This window comes from Candidatus Liberibacter solanacearum CLso-ZC1, assembly GCF_000183665.1.
Lineage (GTDB): Bacteria > Pseudomonadota > Alphaproteobacteria > Rhizobiales > Rhizobiaceae > Liberibacter > Liberibacter solanacearum.
This window is the reverse complement of the sequence record NC_014774.1, coordinates 708,752-730,963: the sequence shown is the minus strand read 5'-3', so window position 1 is coordinate 730,963 and position 22,212 is coordinate 708,752. Positions and strand designations below refer to the sequence as shown.

Here is a 22,212-nt window from a genome sequence, read left to right as displayed (position 1 = left end):
ATCATTTTTTATGAGGGCTGACTAAACAATTTTCTGAATGTCAAAAACTTTCATAATGATTTTTTTCGTACATTGAAGCAATGCAAGACGATTATTTCTAACTTCCTGATCTTCTACATTAACCATTACATTATCAAAAAAGCTTTCAATAGGTTCATGTAAAGAAAACAAGAGATCTCCAATCCGATGATAGGCATTATTATGCATGCTGTCCTTTATATGGAGGTCGAGATCAGAGATCACAGTATACAGCTTTTTTTCAGCCTCTAAAGAAAATTTCTGAGGAGCGATAGGTAATATTTCCCTTCCTTTTTTTTCTTCTATAGCTAAAATCTGGAGAATACGTTTAGCGGAAAAGAGAAAATTTTTTCCTTTTTCACTATTAAAAAACTCATTTAAATACTTGATAAGATCAACAATAACTAAAAGATTGTCATTTTCAGGTTGTAATATTGCTTCGATGAGATCATGACGGATACCGATTTCACGCAAATATAATTTTAAACGAACATGAAAAAATAGAATGAGATTTTGGTCTTCCACAAACTGCGATAGAGGGATATGAATTTTATTCTCTAATATAATACGAATAATACCAAGAGCCGCTCTGCGCAATGCATAAGGATCTTGCGAACCACTAGGCTTTTCATTAATCGCCCAAAAATTGATGAGAGTGTCCAGCTTATCTGCTAAAGATAAAGTAATTGATATTTTATCCGTTGGAACAGTTTCTAGCGGACCACGTGGTTTAAGATGTTCTTCAATAGCTAAAACGATGGTTTCATTTTGTAAATTCGCATATTCTTTACCTATTTTCCCTTGTAATTCTGGGAATTCCCTCACAATATCCGTACAAAGATCTGCTTTTAATAGCACCGCTGCACGATCTACCAAAGCAATATCAACCCCTATTAATTGCGCTATCTTTTTTCCTAATAATCTTATGCGTGATACTCGTTCTCCTTGCGTTCCTATTTTAGCATGGAATACCACATTCAACGCATCAAGTTTTGCCATACGTTGATCTAACGGTTTGGATAAATCAAGATTAAACTTGAGCGCTGATTCTTTTAAAGAATCTATATCAGGCAAATTTTCTTGGTCGCGTTTCCAAAAATGCAAAGCATCTTCTAAACGAGCAGCAACCACCTTGCTATTCCCTTGTACGATTGCTATTCCACCATCAGAAGCTTGAATGTTAGAAACAAGTATAAAACGATTCGCAAGCTTACCCTGACGAGTACGTGTAACAAAACACTTCTGATTGGTCTTAATAGTCAAACGAATCAGTTCCTCTGGAAGACAAAGATACTTTTCATCGAACGAACCAATCAGAACCTGAACCCACTCAACAAGACCTACAATTTCTTCTAAAAGCCCATCATCTTCTACTAACTCTACTCCATTAACAGAGGATAAAAGACGTGCATCACGAAGAATGGTATTGCGACGATGTTCCGGATCAAGCAATACCTTTGCTTTTTCTAAACCACTTATATAGCTATCAAGACATTTAACTTTGATAGGTTGCGGTGCATGGAAACGATGGCCATAAGTAATATTTCCACAAGGTATTCCTTTCAGATTAAGATCAATTATTGTGCTTTTCCCTTCTTTGGAAAAAAGGACACATAAAATGGATTGTAATGGTCTGATCCACGAAAAATCACTGACAGGAGAATTATTGGTACTCCAACGCATTGATTTAGGCCAAGGAACATTTTGAATAGCGATAGGCACTATCTCTTTTATAATATCTTCTGCTAAACGCTTTGGTTTTTTAATAACTGCTAGGTAAAGATCTCCTTTTTTAGGATCTTTTTTAATTTTACAATCAGAAATTTTTTTTAATCCCGTGGAATGTAAAAACCCTTCAATAGCTTTTTGACTTGCCCCAACTCTTGGACCTAATCTTTCTTCAATCTTTTCAGGAGAAGATGGAGTTAAACCTTTAAGGTACACAAATAAACGACGCGGTGTCCAATATTGACGTATACTCTCATAGCTTAAGCCATATTCTTTCAATAAACGGGTAACGTTTTTACCTAAATCCTCAGTAGCTTTGCGCTGCATACGCGCTGGGATTTCTTCAGAATAAATTTCAAGTAAAAAACCAAGCATCATCGATTACTATTCTTTAGGATTACAAATTATTCATACGTTTAAATACACAATATATATCAAACGTTTACAGGATTTCCTATACAGATTTCTTTTATTCTAAAAGTATATGACGATTAAAACAAGGTACAAAAGCAATAGAATCCACTATTCCTTATCATTACATAAATATCTATTTATCTTATTGTAAGATAAGCTCGTTATACTGAAAAATTTGAAATCCACCCCGTCCTAAAGGACGAGGATTCCTACAGTGTTTAGATTATTGCCTAACTCACCTCAGTGGGTTCCTGCTTCACTGGAAAGCTTAATTGTGCTTCCTCCATAGGCAAATACGGCATTGCCCTGCCGCTAAAATGTTACGAGCAGCGTTGATATCAACATTTTTGGTATATCCGCACTCCTGACACACGCTATTAATCCGTTTAATTTTAACATTTAATTTACTCCTAACCTTTTCTTCTCTTAGCTTTAGTTAATTTATACACAGATAGCTCCTCTTAGCGACGGAAGGAGTAACAAATAACAAATTCTGAGTGACAAAAGACTGATACTTAAATAAACTAATACCATATGATTTAATAACTTTATCCCCCAATGGTTTTATGCTTCTATATTTCAAACTCATACAGATGTCTTTTACGTCAGTAACCACGTCCTCTAATTCTCTAGGAGAGGGGTATTTGGTTAACGGACCAATCTGATATTCGGTTTTTACTATTCCATCGGGTTTATTAACCCCCACGACTCGAGGATTAGCAGAAAATACACATCCAGATATAATGCTTGCCGAAAGAAGTACTACTAATACGTTTAATCTTAACATTTAATTTGCTCCTAATATATAAAAATCAACGTAAAAGTGTATCACTATAGTATTAACTTTTTTGAGTCTAGCCCTTAGCGTACATGCCCACTGTTGTATTTAACGCCGTAGCTCCAAGCCCACCATTTATTAGCATCAGCTGCATCCGTATTCTTTTGATACCAATTATACTCTGTGAGAAAACGACTGACGGTTTGTTGTCTTGAAACCCTTTCTCGATTGATATCTTTGTAAACATCCATATACCGCTGTCCTACCTAAATATCAGCAGAGACACCTGACAGACCTGACATCTCCGATTTCATCCGAAACAGTCCTGCTTCTAGTATGCCCTCTCTTTTAGCCCTCTCCATTCTCTCAAGATGCAAAAACCCAGCCCTTTTGACGTTCTCCTCCGCCAATGAGGATCGGTATCTATCCGCTTCTGCCCTTTGTGTTCCCTCTTTGTATTGAGAAATAGCGGTCGTTACGCCTGCGGTAAACTTAGCCCACTTTGCCCAGTCGACCATTCCTTAATCCTCCGTTGCTAGATGAGCTGTTATAGAAGTCAAACAAAACGGTGATGGCGATGTTTGACGTATAGTCAACTCCGAGTCAATACCGCAGGAATCCTGCATGAATACTTCAAATTCTCCGATTTTCGGCGCACCTTGTAACTGCTCCACACAAACCCAAGAATTGTCTTTTCCTATACGAATCTCAAGGTTTGCGGTATTAATAACTCTTAATGAAACCTTAAAGACACGACGCTTCTTGCCACTTAACCCACCGAAAGGTTCTCCGATATCAATACGAGGAATAGTAACATATCTATTCACTGGTAAATCTGTTTTTCTTCCATATTCAGCATGAGGGACGTCTAATCCTGACAGGGCATCTGGTCGACTAGTATCTGAAATTCTACCAGAATAAGAGCCGAAGACCCTCTCTCCTATAAATTTATCTATTTCCTCTCGGGCCGCAGGTCTCGGGGTAGACGGAGAAGCTGTATAAGATGTCCAAATTCAAAAGTGATGGGGGGCAGTCGGTTTGCGTTTTATCCAGCTTTTGGAGTCTTTAAGATCGTCAAATCGTTTTGAAATAGCATCAGGAAGATCATAGCTTGGCTGTTTGTTTTCTTCCTTAGTATAATCTAAGGACAGTGAAGTATCATCCGCCTCTTTTTCTGTAACTTTAGAAATACTTGAAAGCGGTCTAAGCCTTTCAACGTCCTTGAAGACATTGGAAATCCTCTCATCATCAGATAGGGGCGGCTCCTCCCACAAATCAGCGTGTTTGGCTTCCTCCTTTTAGGCTTCTTTTAGTTCTTCATTTTAACCCTTCACCGTCGTCAGGATCGGTCTTTTCGGCATTACGGAGTTCTTCTACTCTTGCCTTGGCCGTCTTTGTAGATTGGGTAAGTGCTTCCTTTTTTTCATTTGTCTCTTATGGACAAGCTCATGAGTTATAGAGTTTTTAAAATCAATTAAAAACATCTCGTATAGCTCAGTGAAACATGGATCTAAAGCCTCAGCACTAATATAGTTCTTCTCTAATCCATCACTAATTACACCGCTTTCTCCTAAAGATTATCCAGCAAAAGAAAGAAAATAGGAAGTCGGAGATAAAAGCCACCCGCTACCCTCAACTGTAGGAAAGGATCGGAAAAAAAGAGAACCGTCATTACTATAATCCCGCCCAATACGATTACGCAATTCGTTATCGTATTGTCTGACTTTGTTATTAATAACGCCTAATTCAGACCGTACAAGATTATTTCTAGTCTCACACTGACTGCGAACGCTATCATCTTTAGGTAATTTGTTAACAAGAACACGAGCTTCAGCAAGGAAATTATTCAGACCTATTGCTTTTTCTCTTTGTGCCCTTACGGCAAGATCAACTGCATGGTCCTTTTTTATGCCATCGCTTTTCTCAACCTTTTTAATCAAATCTTCCGTGCTCTTCGCAAGGTCTCTAAGAGTTATAACAATTTTACGATAAGAAATCTATGATATAAAAATATCAAAACATACTTCCATAAGCTTTTGTATTCGTGCATTAAGATATTTGGTACCCGGTGAGGGACTCGAACCCTCACGCTTTCGCGTTTGGACCTAAACCAAGTGTGTCTACCATTTCCACCAACCGGGCATGAAAAATATTAGTATGCTGTATTCTCATATTCCATTGATAATTTATTGAATAATTAATCACACAATACTTTCATTGAATCGTTTATAATGTATAAGCCTATAATGCTACAATTATGTTTGATCTACAAAGAGGATTTTAGTCTAAAAGTAGATTACTTGTTTTGTCAACGATTGCAATATAAAATAAAAGCTTATGCCTTCATCATTTCTGATAAAGGCCCATAATATTGTTTATATCAATGAAAAATCTAAAATATGGTCGTATCATCAATTATACGATGATCAACAAATTCTCCTAAACGCTTGATCTCCCATTCTAAGACAATTCCTGTTTTTTTTAGAACTTTTTTGCGAACTAATTCGCCAAGATATTCAAGATCATATCCTGTTGCATTGCCTGTGTTTATCATAAAATTACAGTGCAACTCTGATATTTTTGCCCCACCAAATTCTAATCCACGACACTGGGATTCTTCTATTAATTTCCATGCAGAATGGCCCATAGGATTTTTAAAAGTAGATCCTCCGGTTTTCTCTTTGATTGGTTGTACCGTTTGACGATGAACAGATACCGTAGAGATGGCAGATCGAATAACATCTTGAGATTCTGGAAATCCCTTTAAAAAAACATGAGTAATGATATAATCTTTTGGAAGGAGTGAATGACGATACTGGTATCCCATTTTATTTTGCGGGATAATGTGTTGATTGCCCATACGATCCATGGCATGCACTTCTACAACACATTGAGAAGTTTCACAATTATTAGCGCCAGCATTCATATATACTGCACCCCCGATAGATCCTGGGATGCCATAAAAAAAATGCAACCCCCCAATACCATGGTGCATAGCCCAGTTAGCTAGAAATTTTCCTGAACAACTAGCCCCTACAACAATTTCACAATCACTTTTCATTTCAATTTGGCTAAAGCCAGAATGCGACAATCGTAAAACAACGCCTTTAATACCAGCATCACGCACTAAAATATTAGAACCAAGGCCTACGATTGTTATGGTAATATCGTTTGGTAAAAGTGTTAGAAAATATTTTAAATCATGAATATCTTTGGGCTGAAACATGAATTCCGCATTACCACCTGTACGAAACCATGTCACCTGTTTCATTGGAAAATTTTCCTGAAATTTTCCTCTTAATTGTTGAACTCGTTTTCTAAAAGAGACGAGATATTCTTTCATGAGTCACATCATACATACATTTTTTTGTTCGGTAACTAACTCTAGTTCTCCGATCAAAGAAGCTGCCCATTGGGTGATATTTCCCGCCCCGAAGAAGATAATAAAATCACCCGGCTCTACAATATCTAATATTTTGGAAACGAGATGATCAAAAGAATCCAAGTAATATGCTTCAGGATGTCCACTTTCTTTAATTTTTTGCACCAATTCCTGAGAAGAAAACCCTGATATAACTTTTTCTCCAGCAGCATAAACAGGAGAAATCAGTACAGTATCAGAATCAACAAAACATTTGGAAAATTGATCGAAAAGCGTCGAAAGGCGGGTATAACGATGCGGTTGATGAATGGCGATAACCTTGCCAGGACAAATTTGACGAACGGCAGAAAGAACAGCACTAATTTCTACTGGATGATGACCATAATCGTCAAAAATATGCACATCATTCCAAATTCCAATGAGAGTAAACCTTCTCTTGATACCAGAAAATCCCGCCAAACCTTTTGCAATATCTTCAGATGACAAGCCTAATCTATGAGCTATAGCAATAGCAGCAGAAGCATTAGAAATATTGTAATTGCCAATCAATGGTAAAACAAGATCTTTAATTTCTATAGGGGTTGGGGTCAAACTACCCTGAAGAGTAACATCAAAGATCGAACGACCTGAATATTTTCTGATATTAGAATAGCAAACGTCAGCTTGAGGATGTTGACCATATGTAATGATTTTACGATTTTGAATCCGCGCAACAAGAGAAAGAATTTCTGGATGATCTAGACAAACCACTGCGAAACCATAAAAAGGAACATTATCAATAAACTTATAGAAAGCAGCACGAATAGCATCAAAATCGCTATAATAATCCAAGTGCTCTGGATCAATGTTCGTAACGACTACAATATCTGAAGGTAATTTTATAAACGTGCCATCTGATTCATCCGCCTCAACAACAATCCACTCACCTGTTCCTATACGGGCATTGGTTCCGTAAGAATTGACAATCCCCCCGTTAATCACTGTTGGATCTAAATTGCCCTGTTCGAGTAATGCTGCGATTAATGAAGTCGTTGTCGTTTTGCCATGTGTTCCACTCACTGATATAGACTTGCGAGCACGCATGAGTCCTGCAAGCATTTCAGAGCGATATATTATGGGAATATTTCTTTCACGTGCCGCAACACATTCAACATTGTCTTTATCAATCGCCGTAGAAACCACAAGAATTTCGGCATTACCAATGTTTTCTTCTTTATGACCAATGGAAACTTTAATACCTTGTTTATGAAGTCTTTGAACATTAGGGCCAAGGATTACATCTGATCCTTGCACTTGATAGCCTGTATTGTGCAAAACCTCAGCGATACCACTCATCCCTATTCCACCTATCCCTACAAAATGTATAGGACCAACCCCATGTGGAATTAGCATGTGTATTTCCTTCCTAAACTAGATACACTCTCTTTGCGAGCAAGTTGTTCAACCAAATCTGATAGCAATAAAACAGCCTTGTATTTTCCTTTCATAGAAACTTGTTTAGCCATCTGAACTAAACTCTCTGGGTTTTTCATAGCAGAAGAAATCTCATTAGCCAATCGTTCGGGAGAAAGAAAATTTTGTGTTATAACTTTAGCTCCTCCTCCTTCTTGTAAAAACCAAGCATTATGCAATTGATCTTGGTTAATAGAATGTGGATAAGGAATAAGAATTACTGGACGTCCTATAACAGCTATCTCAGACACCGTCAAAGCTCCTGATCGACATATCAACAAATTTGCTTCAAAAATGTATTTTTCTATGTCTTTAAAAAAAGAAGAAATATGTGCTTTCAATCCTAGATCATCATATATTTTTTGTACTATTTCTTTTTCATCTTCTTTCACTTGTTGTGTAATAATGAGTCTTTGACGTTGTTCTTTTGGTATCAGAGCGATGCTCTTAGGAATAATATCTGAAAAAACCTTTGCTCCCTGACTCCCTCCAAATATCAACAAACGAAAAGGTTGATTAGAATAACTTGCCTGATAAGGAATATTAGCCATTTTGATAAATGCATTGCGTACAGGATTTCCTGTTATAATAATTTTATGTGATAACAATCCTTTTTTAGAAGATAACAGACCTCCTGCAATAACTTTAACTCCCCAAGATAAGAGACGATTTGCTCTTCCCATTACAGCATTTTGTTCATGAATCATAGAGGGTATTTGCAATATTATTCCTGCCAACATAGGAGAGAGAGTATGATACCCTCCAAAACCAACAATGACTTTAGGTTTGAGTTTTCTTATCAGACGTAAAGAAACGATGAATCCTTTCCACAACGCCATTAAAGAACGAAAAATTACAACAGGATTAGATAATCTAATCTGAGAAGAAGGAACGACATATATTTCCTCTGGAGAAAAATCTTCAACAAAACATTGAGCACGATGATCTATTGCTAAATAAACAGGATATCCTCTTTTTTTTAATTCATGAGACAATGCTACTGCAGGGAATACATGTCCTCCGGTTCCACCCGCCACTAATAATATGGCATTTTTTTTTGCAAGATTATAATCATATTTTGTCATACTTACGATCCTGCAATATGACTATAATTTTGATCTTTTTGATAAGCGCGCTTTTCGGGACGACGACACATCAATGCCAATAGATAACCCATTGTAACACACATTCCCAAGATAGAAGATCCACCATATGAAATAGCAGGCATTGTCATACCTTTAGTCGGAAGAAGATGTAAGTTAACACCAATATTAATAAAGGCTTGAAGAGCTATCTGCAACGCAAGACCAAATATAGAAATACGAATAAAATCATCTGATTCAGTTAAAGAATAGAGAAATGCACGTATCACCACAAAAGCAAAAATACATAAAATAACAATACAAAATAGTATACCAAATTCTTCAGCAGCTACAGAAAAAACAAAATCCGTATGGCTATCAGGAATAATACGTTTTATAACCCCTTCCCCTGGTCCCTTACCAAACCATCCACCGTTAATGATGGCATCACGTGAACTATCCGATTGAAAAGAATCCCCTATTCCTGTCATAAAATGATTAATACGAATAGAGACATGAGGCATCGTTTGATAGGCCATAAATAAAATGATTGCTCCTACAAAAGCAAATACAATAATCCATAACCATGAAATACCTGTAATAAAAAACATACAAGCCCATATAGAAAATACTAGAACACTTTGACCAAAATCAGGTTGAGCGATTAATAGAGATATCACAATTCCAAATAATATCAGAGAGAAAATATTCCCTGGTATTTCTGGATGGCACATTTGTTCTGCAAAAAACCAAGCACATACGATAATGAAAGAAGGCTTCATCAATTCAGAAGGCTGAATTGATGTTCCTGCAATATATAACCAACGTTTAGCACCTTTAATTTCCATTCCCCAGAACAACGTTAATACCATGGCAATTAATGCCACCAAAAGCAAAATAAATGCTGTGTTCTTTACTTTTTGTGGTGAAAAAAATGAAAAAGATATCATAGTGATGATGGATGGAACAAGAAAAAGAGCGTGTCTTTTGACAAAATAAAAGCTCCCTAATCCCAATTTTTCTGCCACAGCAGGCGATGCCGCAAAAGATAACATCAATCCCAAGCCTAACAAAAGTAAAAATGCCACGAGAGAAAACCAATCTACGATCCAAAACCATTCCGATAGAATTCCTCTTTCAGATCGTTTTACCATGGAAATTTCCTTTCTTCCTCTATATCTACAAGCATTTGTATATTCTTTATCTCAGAAACCTGTGACATAAAAGAAAATCCTCGCTCTTTAAAATTTTTATATTGATCAAAACTTGCACATCCTGGAGAAAATAATACAACCGAAGGAATTGTTGTATTAACTACATCACGAACAACGCTTGTAAGAGCTTGATCAAGGGTTTGAAAAACATCACATTCTACTTTTTCTCTTAGATGATGGGCAAATATAGTCGCAGAATCACCTATAAAATAGGCTTTTGCTACTTTGGACAAAAAAGGAAAAATAATTGAAAAATCATCAGACTTAGATAAACCGCCTCCAATCCAATAAATTACACGTTTTTCATTTAAAAATGCATGCATAACAGAATGCAGATTCGTTGCCTTAGAATCATTAATAAAAATAACCTGTCCTAATTGCGCTATCTTCTGTAAACGATGTGTCAAACCGTTAAATGAAGATATAGCTCTCTTGATCTCATCTATTTTTAAACCTAATCGCATACAAACCGCAATAGATGCGGCTACATTGTGCATATTATATCTCCTGTCTTCTTGAGATAAAGCAAATATAGTTTTTGATGTCGAAGAACATTTAATATGGGATCCATCAATATAAAAATCAGAATCTGATGGCATAGGTTGAGATGATATTCTCGTCATTGAATGTCCTGCAGTAGCCATATCAGATGCGACTGTCTTACATAAATCATCATTCATACAAATGACAGCATGTTGGCTCTTTGCAACGAGCTTTTTTTTAATCCTAGCATAATTTTCCAAAGTATTATGTCGATCAAGATGATCAATAGAAACATTTAAAAGCACCCCAATTGAAGGATCAATCGTTGGAGTTAAATCTATTTGATAAGAAGAACACTCAATCACATAAAAACGATGGGAAGAAAAATCTGCAAGATTTAAAATCGGATTACCAATATTGCCACCTAATTGCACATCATAACCATTTTGGTTCAAAATATGAGAAATCAACATAACAGTAGATGATTTACCATTAGTGCCAGTAACAGCTATAAAAGGAGAATGAAACGTAGAAAAACGCCTTTCACGCACAAATAATTCAATATCTCCAATAATTTCAACATTAAATTGATTGGCTAGTTTAACACACCAATGAGCCTTATCCCCAGTAAGAGGAATACTCGGAGATACAATAAGAGATGAAATCTTTGACCATTGAATAGTTCGAAAATCAACGATTTCTATGCCCATATCTTTTGCTTGTGTCAAAGAATGAGAATGATCATCCCAAGCAATGACATGTGCACCTGAATTCTTCAGAGCGCCGACAACAGATAATCCTGAACGGCCTAATCCTAAAACAGCAATCAAGCGATTTCGAAAATTTTTTAAGTTCATAAAAAAACTAACGCATTTTCAATGTTAATAATCCAACGACCGCTAATATAATAGCAAAAATCCAGAAACGGATAATTATTTGACTTTCAGCCCATCCTTTTTTTTCAAAATGATGATGAATAGGAGCCATTAGAAAAAATCGCCTTCCAGTCATCTTAAAATATAATATTTGAATAATGACAGAGAGTATTTCAACAACGAATACCCCTCCGATGATAATCATAACAACCTCATGTTTAGTCGAAACTGCGATTCCTCCAATTAATGCACCTAAAGCAAGCGAACCCGTATCTCCCATAAAAACAGAAGCTGGTGGAGCATTAAACCATAGAAATCCTAATCCTGCGCCAATTAGAGCGCTGATAATGACAACTAATTCGCCCACTCCCGGAACAAAACTGATCTGTAAATAATGTGAAAAAACAATATTCCCAGCGACATAAGTGATAATAGAAAACGCAGCAGATGCAATCATAACTAGCACAATAGCCAGACTATCAAGGCCATCTGTCAGATTAACAGCATTAGCAGTCGCAACAATAACCAAAGCAGCAAAAGGAATAAAAAACATTCCTATATCCAATATAAAATCCTTAAAAAAAGGAAATGTTATAGAGGTCGTCGTTTCTACATTAAAGAGTGAAGATTTCGAATAAAACAGCAAAGCACAAACAGCAAAAGTAGCAAGAACAAGCTCTACAGCAATCCTTATTTTCCACGATAGTCCCTTTTTATCCCCTGTTTTAATTTTCATATAGTCATCACAAAAGCCGACCAAACCAAAGCCTATAGTTAAGAACAAAATGACTTTGACGTGCAGAGAGGACATATCAGCCCATAAAAGAGATGATCCTATAATGCCAACCAAAATCATTATCCCTCCCATAGTAGGGACACCTATTTTTTTAGCATGTATTGGTAAATCGGAAACTCGAGCAGGCTGCCCTTTTTCTCCTTGGAACGAATGGAGCAAATCAATAATCTTAGGACCAATAGCAAGAACAATAAAAACAGAGCTTAAAAATGCTGCACTTGATCTAAAGGTAATATATTTAAAAATATTGAGAATCACGTGATATTCTGAAAAATCAGCCAATCGGATAAACATTTTAACCCCTTGGGTATCTTTATAAAAATTTGCTTATAAAGGTCTTACTGAATAAGTGTAAATTCCTCAAGCAATAATTCGACAAGAGAATGAAATCCACAAGAATGAGAAGATTTTATAACTATGACATCTCCATCAATAAGCGATGATTGGATGAATAAAAGAAAATCATCTATCCTTTCACGGTAATGAACATGCATATCCTTGGGCAACGCATTTTTTAATGCTAGAACGTGAACACCACTCAACCAAACATGTGAAATATTGTATGAACATAATATTTCTGCAAGGTCAATATGAAAGGATTCCGCTCGTTCTCCCATTTCAGACATATCACCGAGTACAGCAATCCGACGCCCTTTTCCATGCGGAGATATTTGAGACAAAACAGATATTGCTGCCCTCATAGAAGTGGGATTAGCATTATAACTCTCATCAATCAGAGTAAAAAAACCTTCTTTCAATGCACAACGATAACGCTTCCCTCTTCCTTTTTGAGGATAAAAAAGAGAAATGTCCTGTATAGCCTTCTCAATAGAAGCATCAAGAAGTGATACAATGCCTAATGTTGCTAGAATATTTTGAGCCATATGACGTCCAACTGCATGGTGAACAACTTCTGCTGATTTCCCTTGCAATTGCACTCTCATCCTAGATTCTTCAGAACATTGCTCTAAGGTCAGTAGCCGGAAATCAGCATCAATAGATTCGCCAAAAGTATAAACGTTGTATATTCCTAACAAATGAGATTTTTCTTTAAGAAATTCAAAAAAAGAATCATCACGATTGAGAAGGACAGTCCCTGTTTTTTCTAATCCCTCAAAAATTTCTGATTTGGCAGATGCAATTTCTTCTATTCCTGAAAAGTTTCCTAAGTGCGCAGGAGCGATCGTAGTAATCATAGCAATATGAGGACGAACCAAATGCGTTAAAAAACGAATCTCACCTAAATGGCTCATACCTAATTCAAAAATTCCAAATTCAGCATCAGCAGGCATCTGTGCCAATGTTAAGGGAACGCCTATATGATTATTATAGGAAGCAATACTAACATGGATTTTCCCTGCAGAAGACAAAGCTAATTTAAGCATTTCTTTGGCGGTGGTTTTGCCAACAGAGCCAGTAATAGCAATAATTTTTGCCTGAGAGCGAAGACGCGCTGCCGAAGCAAGTTTATTAAGAGCAGATAAAACATCTTCTACTACAAAAACCGGAACAGACAATGGTCCTATAGATGCCATCATCTCTGCATTAATAACCACGAGACACGCGCTCTTTTGAACTGCATGCAATACAAAATCATGGCCATCATAATGATCGCCCTTGATAGCAAAAAACGCTTCTTTCGGAGCAATTGAACGACTATCTATTGAAATACCCTGTACGAAATCTTCGGGAACTTCTCCAAGAGCCTTTCCTTGTATAGCATGGAGTAAATCATGAAATGTCCATAGATTACTCATGGAAATTTTCTCAAAATTTCACGTATTACATCGCAATCAACAGACATTTTTATTTTTCCGTTGTGGATAATTTGCACAGTCTCATGCCCTTTTCCAGCTACGACCAATACATCTTCTTTATTTAACATAGATATAGCAATCCGTATTGCTTCTTGCCGATTTCCTTCTTCAATAAAACCAGGAAAACCATTAATAATTTCAGCGCGAATAGCTTGAGGATTTTCAGAACGTGGATTATCATCAGTAACAATAGATAAATCGGCTAATTCCAAAGCAATTTTCCCCATTATTTTGCGCTTTCCTCGATCACGATCTCCGCCGCAACCAAAAACCACAATAATACGACCTGATGTAATATTGCGAAGATTACGTAAAACCATCTCAAGAGAATTAGGGGTATGAGCATAATCAACATAAATTCTTCCGCCTTTAGAATTATTGCCAATAAATTCAAATCTCCCAGGGATAACATTAACTTTTTCTAAGTACTCAATAACAACGGGAACGTCTATTCCTGTTGCAATACACAATCCTGCAGAAACTAATGCATTAGAGACTTGAAATGCTCCTTGCAAAGGGAAAAGAAAATCAAAATCCTTCCCTTCAACAGATATACTGACTTGTTGTTTGTCATTTATTTGAGTCAGATTTTTAAGACGGATGAATGTTCCTTTATAGCCCACTGATAACACACGACAACCAGCATTGTGAGCACGTTCCATCACTTTATTTGACCAAGAATCATCATCATTATTGCAAATAACTGCTGGAGATCCCTTAGGCAATAATTCTTCGAAAAGACGCATTTTAGCATTAAAATAAGCCTGTTGCGTTTTATGATAATCGATATGATCTCGTCCAAAATTAGTAAAAGATCCTGCAATAAATTTTATACCATCTAACCTATGTTGATCCAACCCATGACTTGATGCCTCAATAGACACATGTGTTGTGCCTTGAGAAGCAAGATATGCTAATGCTTGAGCAATATAAACAGGAGAAGGAGTGGTTAAGCGATTATCTTCTCTTTGAAGGGAGGGCATTAAACTAATTGGACCAATTTGAAAGGATGATAAACCAGCATGTTGACTAATCTGTTGTACAAAAGAAGCGACGGAGGTCTTGCCAGATGTTCCTGTAACAGCAAATATTTTTTCAGGATGTTTTCCATATAATCTCGCTGCTACAAGAGATAAAAATCGTCTTGTATTGTCAACCACAAGGATTGGAATATCCGCCTTCACAACATGTGAAAAATCCTGCGATTGATGCATAGAAGAAACGACAATAACCCCAGCACCTTGCGCTACCGCTTGTGGAATAAAGAAATGGCCGTCTTCTTGATTTCCAACAATTGCAACAAACATCCATCCCACTTGAATATGGCGACTATCCGATGAAATATCATGAATTCTACGTTCTCTTAATTGTATTGGAAAACGCGATAATTGATTTATAAGTTCTGGAAAATCCTTATATATCAGGTCTTGTAATTTCAATAATATCTTCCCTTAAAAAATTGAGATTAAAATAATTTGATCGCTTTTCGGATTATATTATCTAAACTATCATGTCATGGAAGTATTATTTTAAAAAAGTAGGTTTGACACCAAGCATAGAAGCCGACCGACGAATAATATCCCCTACCATAGGAGCAACATTTATGCCAGCCGTAAGCTGATTCTGTTCTTTTATTTTTGGAGAATCCATAAAACTCAACACAACATATTGAGGATTACTCGCAGGAAAAGTAGCAAGAAAGGTATTAAAATTCAATTCATTTGAATAGCGATTTCCGATAACTTTCTGAGCCGTACCAGTTTTCCCCCCAACCTCAAATCCTGGAACAAATGCCCGCTTTCCCGAACCACTCATAACACCTTCACGTAATAAAGAACGCATCGTTTCTACTGTCTTCTTTTTAAGAATTATACGAGATTTTTTCTCCGCCTCTTCACGACTACGAACCATAAAGGTCGGCGGAATCAACTGACCACCGTTAATCAGAGCGGCAGCAGCAACGGCGGTTTGCAAAGGAGTGGTCGAAAGACCATGCCCAAAAGAAATCGTCAATGAATGCACTCTCTTCCATTTTGATGGATAAGAAGGAGCTTTAATTTCAGGCAATTCTGTTTCTAGTTTAGTCAACAAACCTAATTTATGCAAAAAATTTTTATGTTCTTCAATACCAATAGCATCTGCAATTCTAGCAGCTCCAATATTAGAAGAATATCGAAAAATTTCTGCAATAGTGAGCATACGACTGTGCGGATGAAAGTCATTGATAAAATATTTCCCTTGCTGAATAGGATAACGCGTATCAAAACTATCTTTGACGGTAAACAAACCGCTATCAATGGCCATAGCGATAGTAAATGCCTTAAAAATAGATCCCATTTCAAAGATTCCGTAAGAAACACGATTTAACCACCCCTCTTTTCCCCCTTTCACTGCTTCATGCGGATCATGGTCAGGAATAGAAACCATAGAAATAATTTCTCCGGTAGAAACATTGATAATCACTGTTCCAGCAGATTCTGCCTTATATTTTTGCATATTTTCAACTAAGGATTGATGGACTATATTTTGAATACGTAAATCAAGGGATAATCTAATAGGAGGCAGGTTTTTTTCACCCTTCTCTATTGTGGATCTACTCGTCAAACCTTGCATATCAATAAATTTTTCAATACCTGAAATACCATGATTATCAATATCAACATAGCCGACAACATGTAACGTATGAGAAGATGCGGGATAGAAACGACGTTTTTCAATGCGAAAACCTAATCCTGGAAGCCCAAAGTTTAAAATACGCTTCTGCTGTTGAGGGGACAATTGACGACGCAGCCATTGAAATTTTGTTTTAGACAATAATTTACGACGAATTACTTTGATATCAAGATTAGGTAATACCACCTGCAGCTTTTTTATAATTTCATCAGCAGAAATAACCTTATGTGGCTCAGCATAAAGAGAAAAAGTACGTATGTCCGTTGCCAATATTTCTCCATTTCTATCGATAATATCAGGGCGTGATGTTCCATACTCTTCCACATTCGTCAAATGAATGATCGGTTCAAGTTGAAGATTTCCATATTGAATCAAGCGGATTGCAAAAATAATATATATTATAATGCAAAAGACAATAGTTATGCCAATTCGATTTTTGCTTTGCGCAATAACCTTTTTACGTCTTTTATGAAAGCGCCTCTGTCTATTTTCCATATTCTTAATTTGAATATTTTCACCATTAGATGTCGTATTCATAGAAAAAAACGCTTGAAATCGTGATAGTATGATAAAAGGAAAAATCATTCTAAAATTATACAGCTCCTGTATCATGACATCAGAGAAAATGAATTCATTATTTGTGAATGATCTTTTTTTGATATGGCACATTTTTTAATTTATTTTTGGGTAAATTAAAACGATTTTCATTTAAAAAAAATCGTCTTTTCAACTTTGACAAATCATCATAAGAAATCAAATTAACGGGATTAGTAGGTTGTAATTGCAATTCTTTTTGATAAAAAATAACCAAATCTTTGATGTGATCGGGCTGCACTAATAATGCCCATTGAGCTTTAAGTAAATCGATATAATCTTGTTCTAACAATATTTTACTTTCCAAACTTCTGAGAAGTTCTCTTTTGTTCTCCGTTTGCTGTTTGATGGAATATGTCATGGTGATAGAAACAAGAACAATGACGATCATGAATAAATCAAAATTTTTCAACATATCTCCCCCTAAATTGAGAAAGAGCAGGCAAATGAGCTAAATATTCGAAAGAAAGATCTTTCATTGGTTGTGCTGAAGTGCGAATGCCAACACGTAATTTTGCAGAACGTGCTCGTCTGTTTTTCGCAATATCACTTTGAGTTGGTATCACAACTTTCTTGGTTAAAGATTGAAAGACTGCAGGATGTATATGAGAAGGAATCATATGTCGTACAGCAGTTACTTTTCCAGAACGACTAGCAAAAAATTTTTTAACAAGACGATCTTCTAAAGAATGAAAAGAAACAACTATTAGCACCCCCCCATCTTTAAGCGCTTTTTCTGCAGATAATAATCCTTTCTCTAATTCTCTTATCTCATCATTCACAAATATACGAAGCGCTTGAAATGAACGTGTTGCAGGATGAATACGATTATTATTACGTATATATACGGTATTCTGGATCAAAGAAGATAAATCTTCTGTCGTTTGGAAAGGAAGATGTTTACGACGTTTTACAATAGCATGAGCAATACGAGAGGCTTGTTTTTCCTCTCCTAAAATTCCTAAAATACGGATAAGATCTTTGACATCGGCATGATTAACAACATCAGATGCCGATACACCAGAACATGACATACGCATATCTAAAGGTCCATGTTTTTGAAAAGAAAAGCCTCGATCGCCACAATCAATCTGCATAGAAGATACCCCTAGATCAAAGACAATACCATCAACTCCGTTATCAGGGACATAATCTTTTAATCGAGAAAAAGTTGCTTCGAAGAGAGAAATTTTTTTTTTAATATAATCTTTCATGATTTCTTGTCCAGCCGCCACTGCTAACGGATCACGATCCAAGGCAATAACGCTAGATCCCATTTGACAAAAAGAATGGCTATAACCGCCAGCACCAAATGTTGCATCTACGATAATTTTTCCTGGAGATGGCTTAAGCAACGCAATCACTTCTTCTAGAAGAACAGGAATATGACCATTTGTTGTACTGTCAATAGGGGAAGATGTTTCTTTTAAATATCTAGATTTCATCGTATATTCCTTTTTGTCTTTTATTTTTGGGAAAATTGAAGACAGTATTCATTTCTATATTTTTCCTGTAAATTTTTAAAAGTATCCGGATTCCATAATTGAAAATAATTACCTCTTCCCACAAAAGTAACTTCATTTTCAATACCCGTGAAACTACGGATAAAATCTGTCATCATGATTCTTCCTTCTGAGTCCATTTTTAAAAAAACCCCTCCTCCATGGACTAACAAAGATAATTGGTTGTATTGAATTGAAAGAGGATCATATTCTTCTATTTTTCTCTCAAAACGCTCAAGAAAATCACTGTTTCCAACGCTAATAGAAGGAAAGAAAAAATCTTGAAAGCAGTATAAATCACAAATACATCGCTTTGTTAAAATCGTTCGAAAAAACGAAGGGATAGAAACGCGTCCTTTTGAATCAATTTTTTTCGTCGCGTTTGATAAAAAACGGCTCACATACACCATATTTATATACCATTGTTAAAACAATCCAAACTAGCCTGCATATAAAAAAGCCAAGTATGGGATAACATGGGAAAATTTGGGCGTCAATGGGATAATGATGTGCTGTAGACTGAATAACAAAGAGAAAAAACATTATAGTAAAAAAAGTTATAGCACAACTATAACGAATGAATAAGATTGATCCGAAATCGTCTTTATTTGTTCTAGATAAAAAGTTGTTTCTTATTTTGGGGTTAGACTACGGTTTTACGGTCTATCTCTACTAACACTGAAGAAATATGATGCAACTCACTAGTATGCACTATTCAACGTCATCAGCATTGTTAATCATGTGGTAATTTGGTATTGTTAGAATGGATAATTTTTTCAAGTATTTCTTAATTCTTTGATCAGATAAGTCCCCATAGGGTCTTTGAATTTATGGATCTCAAAGTAATATTTTATAAATAAGCGAAATCTCTACGCTTTTTTAAACAATCGCAACAATAAAAATAGTAAATTTTATAAAAACACTAAACTAGTATGAATGGCATAAGAATAACTTTAAAAAAAATAATTCTTATAGATTCGAGTCAAATGCTTTTCATTATCTTTCATTAAAAAGATGAGAAAAGAGAATAAAAAAAATATTATGTTAAAGTTATATAGTCTGCCTATCCCGATGACTAGAGAGGCGTTTGGTTGGATATCAAATTCATCAAGACAGACAGATCGATAATGTTAATAAAGCACAAAACTTGCATGAAGCATGCTTCTCTAAAATATCCTATTCCTCTTTCGTAATATAAAATAACTCCAATAATAATCATTCTCATTACAAATTATTGATGTCATAGGTTTGTATTTTACATTACCAATAAATAATGCGTCTATTATTCATCATAAATACTAAATCCATCGTTCCAAACAGATGATATATTTCTCTCTAACCTATCGATTACCGGTGCAATATCTTTATAGGATTGAATTTCGTAATATCTGTCTGGATGACGAGTACATTGTATTAAATCTCGCTTAGTATCAGGATCTGGAGAAATTCCTAAAGAATATACTGTAATTTCTTCCTGTGGATTTTTACCCATATTTTTACCCATTAAGGTACAACCATGCTTCATCTTAAAATACTCTGCACTATTTTTTCGATCCGAGATCTGATTGCCTGCTGCTATAATAAGCATAAATTTCTTTTGTATTACACCGCGCCTAAAACAGGGATCAGCAGGAGTTAATCTATTAGAATGGAGTTCAGCCCCAGCAAACAAATCCAAAATATAATTGGAAGGTTTCATATCCCATATGGTAGAGTATTGTTTTACATAAATATCCCTAAAACTATATAGGAAAGTAGTACTAAAAGGAAGTTTATAAGAAAAAATTCCCTCGGACCAATATACGATAGCGCTATAATGATAGGGAGCAATGCATAAATTATTCTCTTTAATTTTTGACAAAAACATTTTGAAGAACTGATTTCTTTTATTAAAATATTCTGTCTTCTTGAAATGTTCTGTCTTTAAGTCGCTTGGAAGTAAATCCTGCGAAACCGTGAATTGTGTTGTGAATAATGATGGTGGTATCCACTCACCAGTCCATGTAAACGGAACAACCATGAGAGCAACATTCTTTTTATATAAAGAAGATTTTCTCTGACTAATATTGAAATCCTTTTTAGGATTCATCGCCATATGAAGAATTAAACTTTTTAGCTGAATATTCTTATGCAATTCTATATTGATATGGAATTGTTGGGGATAAAAAGATCTTTCTGTGATCGAGACCGTAGATTGATTAACAATTAATTTTATCTGCTCTTCAGTTAACAAGGTTCCTTTATAGTTTGAATCAAGAAAATATCCAATCCGCTTTTTTATTAACATCTCCCTCTGCTTTATTGTTCCGACAGATAATTCATTTGGATTATTATGAAGCGCATAATCAATAGAGCTTTGCAACATATTGCGGACTCTTATCATGTCCGTATAATCCCTCATAATATCCATGATCGTCAAAAAAGAAGAAAGTAAAACTGCTGAAACAATGAGAAAAGAGCCGTTAGTACAATGATTAAGACGTGAAAAGACTGATAAAAAATTTCTATAATAAAACATGTATTTCCTGAAAAAATAAAAATAAAATAAAAATAAAAATAAAAATAAAATAAAAATAAAAATAAAATAAAAATAAAAATAAAAAATAATACGCCATTACTAATATACTAATTATCATTTAAATTAAATAGCATATGAATAAAAAACGAACTATTATGGGAATTAAAAGAAAACTAATGTGCTATTATGAAAATAACAAAGTAACGGATGTAAATATTATTTCGCGAATGGATTTAATATAATTGGTCGGTGATTATTGAAAAAATAGCCACGCTCTCTGTACAATCCCATTCATTATTGAACAAACTATTTTATCTTCTGACTGTAGATTATAGACTTTGTTATTGTGGTCTCGTAGCGCCAAAATGGCTCTTTTTCTTTTTCTTTTGAGGGGTAAAAAGGTATTTCATATCTTGACAGAACAAATCTTAATGAATACTATTTCGTTCTAGGATCTTTATTCGTTGTTGATCTGATACAGAAGTAGATGCGGTGTTATCTGTAATTTTTCTTGTGATCTTTCTTGCAATTTCGGGTTATTGGTCTTTGGAAAAATTTTGGTTTTGGTTTTGGTTTCGAAAGGAAATAGTTAGTGTCTAATAAGGGTTTGAGGGGTTCAATTAAGTGGTATGATGCTAATAAAGGATACGGTTTTATTACTTCCGCTTCCGCTGGTGAGAAAGATGTTTTTTTGCATAGATCTGCCGTTATGAGTGCTGGATTACCTGATGTAAGAGAAGGACAAGAGGTTATTTATGATTTCGTGGAAAATGAGACTACAGGAAAATTTTCTGCAGAAAACATTAAACTAGTATAACCTTTCCTTTTGGGGATTTTACATAGTTATAGGATTAATGCTTATATCTTCTGTACGGTCGTTTGTACT

The 22,212-nt window shown here is 35.4% G+C and carries 20 protein-coding genes and 1 tRNA gene; 1 reads left to right on the top strand and 20 read right to left on the bottom strand.

Annotation, left to right across the window (positions count from 1 at the left end; all coding sequences use genetic code 11):
* Positions 1-21: 21 nt before the first annotated feature.
* The 20 genes from glyS to CKC_RS03220 all read right to left on the bottom strand — a co-directional run bounded on the left by glyS (position 22) and on the right by CKC_RS03220 (position 21,326).
* A complete protein-coding gene (glyS, locus tag CKC_RS03315) occupies positions 22-2,121 on the bottom strand; it encodes a glycine--tRNA ligase subunit beta (RefSeq protein WP_044054313.1) in 2,100 nt (699 codons plus the stop codon).
* A gap of 475 nt (positions 2,122-2,596) precedes the next feature.
* A complete protein-coding gene (locus CKC_RS03310; protein WP_013462084.1) occupies positions 2,597-2,947 on the bottom strand; it encodes a hypothetical protein in 351 nt (116 codons plus the stop codon).
* A 257-nt stretch (positions 2,948-3,204) separates the two neighbouring features.
* A complete protein-coding gene (locus CKC_RS05815) occupies positions 3,205-3,456 on the bottom strand; it encodes a hypothetical protein (RefSeq protein ID WP_013462082.1) in 252 nt (83 codons plus the stop codon).
* Between the two features lie 3 nt (positions 3,457-3,459).
* Positions 3,460-3,765 carry a hypothetical protein gene (locus tag CKC_RS03300; protein WP_013462081.1) on the bottom strand — a complete coding sequence of 102 codons (306 nt, stop codon included), beginning with the start codon at positions 3,763-3,765 and terminating at the stop codon, positions 3,460-3,462.
* Between the two features lie 186 nt (positions 3,766-3,951).
* The gene (locus CKC_RS03295; RefSeq protein WP_013462080.1) at positions 3,952-4,212 is read right to left on the bottom strand and encodes a hypothetical protein; all 261 of its coding nucleotides are present in this window, start codon (positions 4,210-4,212) and stop codon (positions 3,952-3,954) included.
* A gap of 303 nt (positions 4,213-4,515) precedes the next feature.
* On the bottom strand, positions 4,516-4,878 hold the full coding sequence (locus CKC_RS03290) for a hypothetical protein (protein ID WP_013462079.1): 363 nt from the start codon (positions 4,876-4,878) through the stop codon (positions 4,516-4,518).
* Positions 4,879-4,997: 119 nt separating this feature from the next.
* Positions 4,998-5,080 (bottom strand) — tRNA-Leu (locus CKC_RS03285).
* A gap of 250 nt (positions 5,081-5,330) precedes the next feature.
* On the bottom strand, positions 5,331-6,281 hold the full coding sequence (gene murB / locus CKC_RS03280) for a UDP-N-acetylmuramate dehydrogenase (protein WP_013462078.1): 951 nt from the start codon (positions 6,279-6,281) through the stop codon (positions 5,331-5,333).
* Positions 6,282-6,284: 3 nt separating this feature from the next.
* A complete protein-coding gene (murC, locus tag CKC_RS03275; RefSeq protein ID WP_013462077.1) occupies positions 6,285-7,712 on the bottom strand; it encodes a UDP-N-acetylmuramate--L-alanine ligase in 1,428 nt (475 codons plus the stop codon).
* Complete coding sequence (gene murG, locus CKC_RS03270; RefSeq protein ID WP_013462076.1) at positions 7,706-8,857, bottom strand: undecaprenyldiphospho-muramoylpentapeptide beta-N-acetylglucosaminyltransferase; 1,152 nt, start codon at positions 8,855-8,857, stop codon at positions 7,706-7,708. Before murG ends, murC begins: the two co-directional genes overlap by 7 nt.
* Positions 8,858-8,859: 2 nt before the next feature.
* Positions 8,860-10,008 (bottom strand): FtsW/RodA/SpoVE family cell cycle protein, encoded by a 1,149-nt coding sequence (locus tag CKC_RS03265; protein ID WP_013462075.1) that lies wholly within the window; start codon positions 10,006-10,008, stop codon positions 8,860-8,862.
* A complete protein-coding gene (murD, locus tag CKC_RS03260; RefSeq protein ID WP_013462074.1) occupies positions 10,002-11,408 on the bottom strand; it encodes a UDP-N-acetylmuramoyl-L-alanine--D-glutamate ligase in 1,407 nt (468 codons plus the stop codon). The genes CKC_RS03265 and murD overlap by 7 nt, the downstream gene beginning before the upstream one ends.
* A 7-nt stretch (positions 11,409-11,415) precedes the next feature.
* On the bottom strand, positions 11,416-12,516 hold the full coding sequence (gene mraY / locus CKC_RS03255) for a phospho-N-acetylmuramoyl-pentapeptide-transferase (protein ID WP_013462073.1): 1,101 nt from the start codon (positions 12,514-12,516) through the stop codon (positions 11,416-11,418).
* 44 nt (positions 12,517-12,560) lie between these two features.
* Entirely contained in the window at positions 12,561-13,979 is a 1,419-nt protein-coding gene (locus tag CKC_RS03250) for a UDP-N-acetylmuramoyl-tripeptide--D-alanyl-D-alanine ligase (RefSeq protein ID WP_013462072.1), read from the bottom strand.
* On the bottom strand, positions 13,976-15,478 hold the full coding sequence (locus CKC_RS03245) for a UDP-N-acetylmuramoyl-L-alanyl-D-glutamate--2,6-diaminopimelate ligase (protein WP_013462071.1): 1,503 nt from the start codon (positions 15,476-15,478) through the stop codon (positions 13,976-13,978). Before CKC_RS03245 ends, CKC_RS03250 begins: the two co-directional genes overlap by 4 nt.
* An 85-nt stretch (positions 15,479-15,563) precedes the next feature.
* Entirely contained in the window at positions 15,564-17,297 is a 1,734-nt protein-coding gene (locus tag CKC_RS03240) for a peptidoglycan D,D-transpeptidase FtsI family protein (protein WP_013462070.1), read from the bottom strand.
* Positions 17,298-17,346: 49 nt separating this feature from the next.
* Positions 17,347-17,721: a cell division protein FtsL gene (ftsL, locus tag CKC_RS03235; protein WP_013462069.1), complete on the bottom strand. Its 375-nt coding sequence runs from the start codon at positions 17,719-17,721 to the stop codon at positions 17,347-17,349.
* Positions 17,705-18,751 (bottom strand): 16S rRNA (cytosine(1402)-N(4))-methyltransferase RsmH, encoded by a 1,047-nt coding sequence (rsmH, locus tag CKC_RS03230; RefSeq protein ID WP_013462068.1) that lies wholly within the window; start codon positions 18,749-18,751, stop codon positions 17,705-17,707. The genes ftsL and rsmH overlap by 17 nt, the downstream gene beginning before the upstream one ends.
* A gap of 20 nt (positions 18,752-18,771) precedes the next feature.
* Positions 18,772-19,209, bottom strand: coding sequence for a division/cell wall cluster transcriptional repressor MraZ (gene mraZ, locus CKC_RS03225; protein ID WP_044054308.1), 438 nt, complete (start codon positions 19,207-19,209; stop codon positions 18,772-18,774).
* Between the two features lie 881 nt (positions 19,210-20,090).
* Positions 20,091-21,326 (bottom strand): CLIBASIA_04065 family virulence factor, encoded by a 1,236-nt coding sequence (locus tag CKC_RS03220; RefSeq protein ID WP_013462066.1) that lies wholly within the window; start codon positions 21,324-21,326, stop codon positions 20,091-20,093.
* 592 nt (positions 21,327-21,918) lie between these two features.
* Between CKC_RS03220 and CKC_RS03215 the strand changes: the two genes are divergently transcribed.
* The gene (locus CKC_RS03215) at positions 21,919-22,143 is read left to right on the top strand and encodes a cold-shock protein (protein WP_013462065.1); all 225 of its coding nucleotides are present in this window, start codon (positions 21,919-21,921) and stop codon (positions 22,141-22,143) included.
* Positions 22,144-22,212 lie beyond the last annotated feature (69 nt).

Excerpts from the sequence above, each read along its gene's own strand:
- CKC_RS05815 (WP_013462082.1), bottom strand. The coding sequence starts at position 3,456 with ATGGTCGACTGGGCAAAGTGGGCTAAGTTTACCGCAGGCGTAACGACC.
- rsmH (WP_013462068.1), bottom strand. The coding sequence starts at position 18,751 with ATGAAATCTAGATATTTAAAAGAAACATCTTCCCCTATTGACAGTACA.
- CKC_RS03250 (WP_013462072.1), bottom strand. The coding sequence starts at position 13,979 with ATGAGTAATCTATGGACATTTCATGATTTACTCCATGCTATACAAGGA.
- murB (WP_013462078.1), bottom strand. The coding sequence starts at position 6,281 with ATGAAAGAATATCTCGTCTCTTTTAGAAAACGAGTTCAACAATTAAGA.
- CKC_RS03240 (WP_013462070.1), bottom strand. The coding sequence starts at position 17,297 with ATGATTTTTCCTTTTATCATACTATCACGATTTCAAGCGTTTTTTTCT.
- ftsL (WP_013462069.1), bottom strand. The coding sequence starts at position 17,721 with ATGTTGAAAAATTTTGATTTATTCATGATCGTCATTGTTCTTGTTTCT.
- murD (WP_013462074.1), bottom strand. The coding sequence starts at position 11,408 with ATGAACTTAAAAAATTTTCGAAATCGCTTGATTGCTGTTTTAGGATTA.
- glyS (WP_044054313.1), bottom strand. The coding sequence starts at position 2,121 with ATGCTTGGTTTTTTACTTGAAATTTATTCTGAAGAAATCCCAGCGCGT.
- murG (WP_013462076.1), bottom strand. The coding sequence starts at position 8,857 with ATGACAAAATATGATTATAATCTTGCAAAAAAAAATGCCATATTATTA.
- CKC_RS03220 (WP_013462066.1), bottom strand. The coding sequence starts at position 21,326 with ATGTTTTATTATAGAAATTTTTTATCAGTCTTTTCACGTCTTAATCAT.
- CKC_RS03265 (WP_013462075.1), bottom strand. The coding sequence starts at position 10,008 with ATGGTAAAACGATCTGAAAGAGGAATTCTATCGGAATGGTTTTGGATC.
- mraY (WP_013462073.1), bottom strand. The coding sequence starts at position 12,516 with ATGTTTATCCGATTGGCTGATTTTTCAGAATATCACGTGATTCTCAAT.
- murC (WP_013462077.1), bottom strand. The coding sequence starts at position 7,712 with ATGCTAATTCCACATGGGGTTGGTCCTATACATTTTGTAGGGATAGGT.
- CKC_RS03310 (WP_013462084.1), bottom strand. The coding sequence starts at position 2,947 with ATGTTAAGATTAAACGTATTAGTAGTACTTCTTTCGGCAAGCATTATA.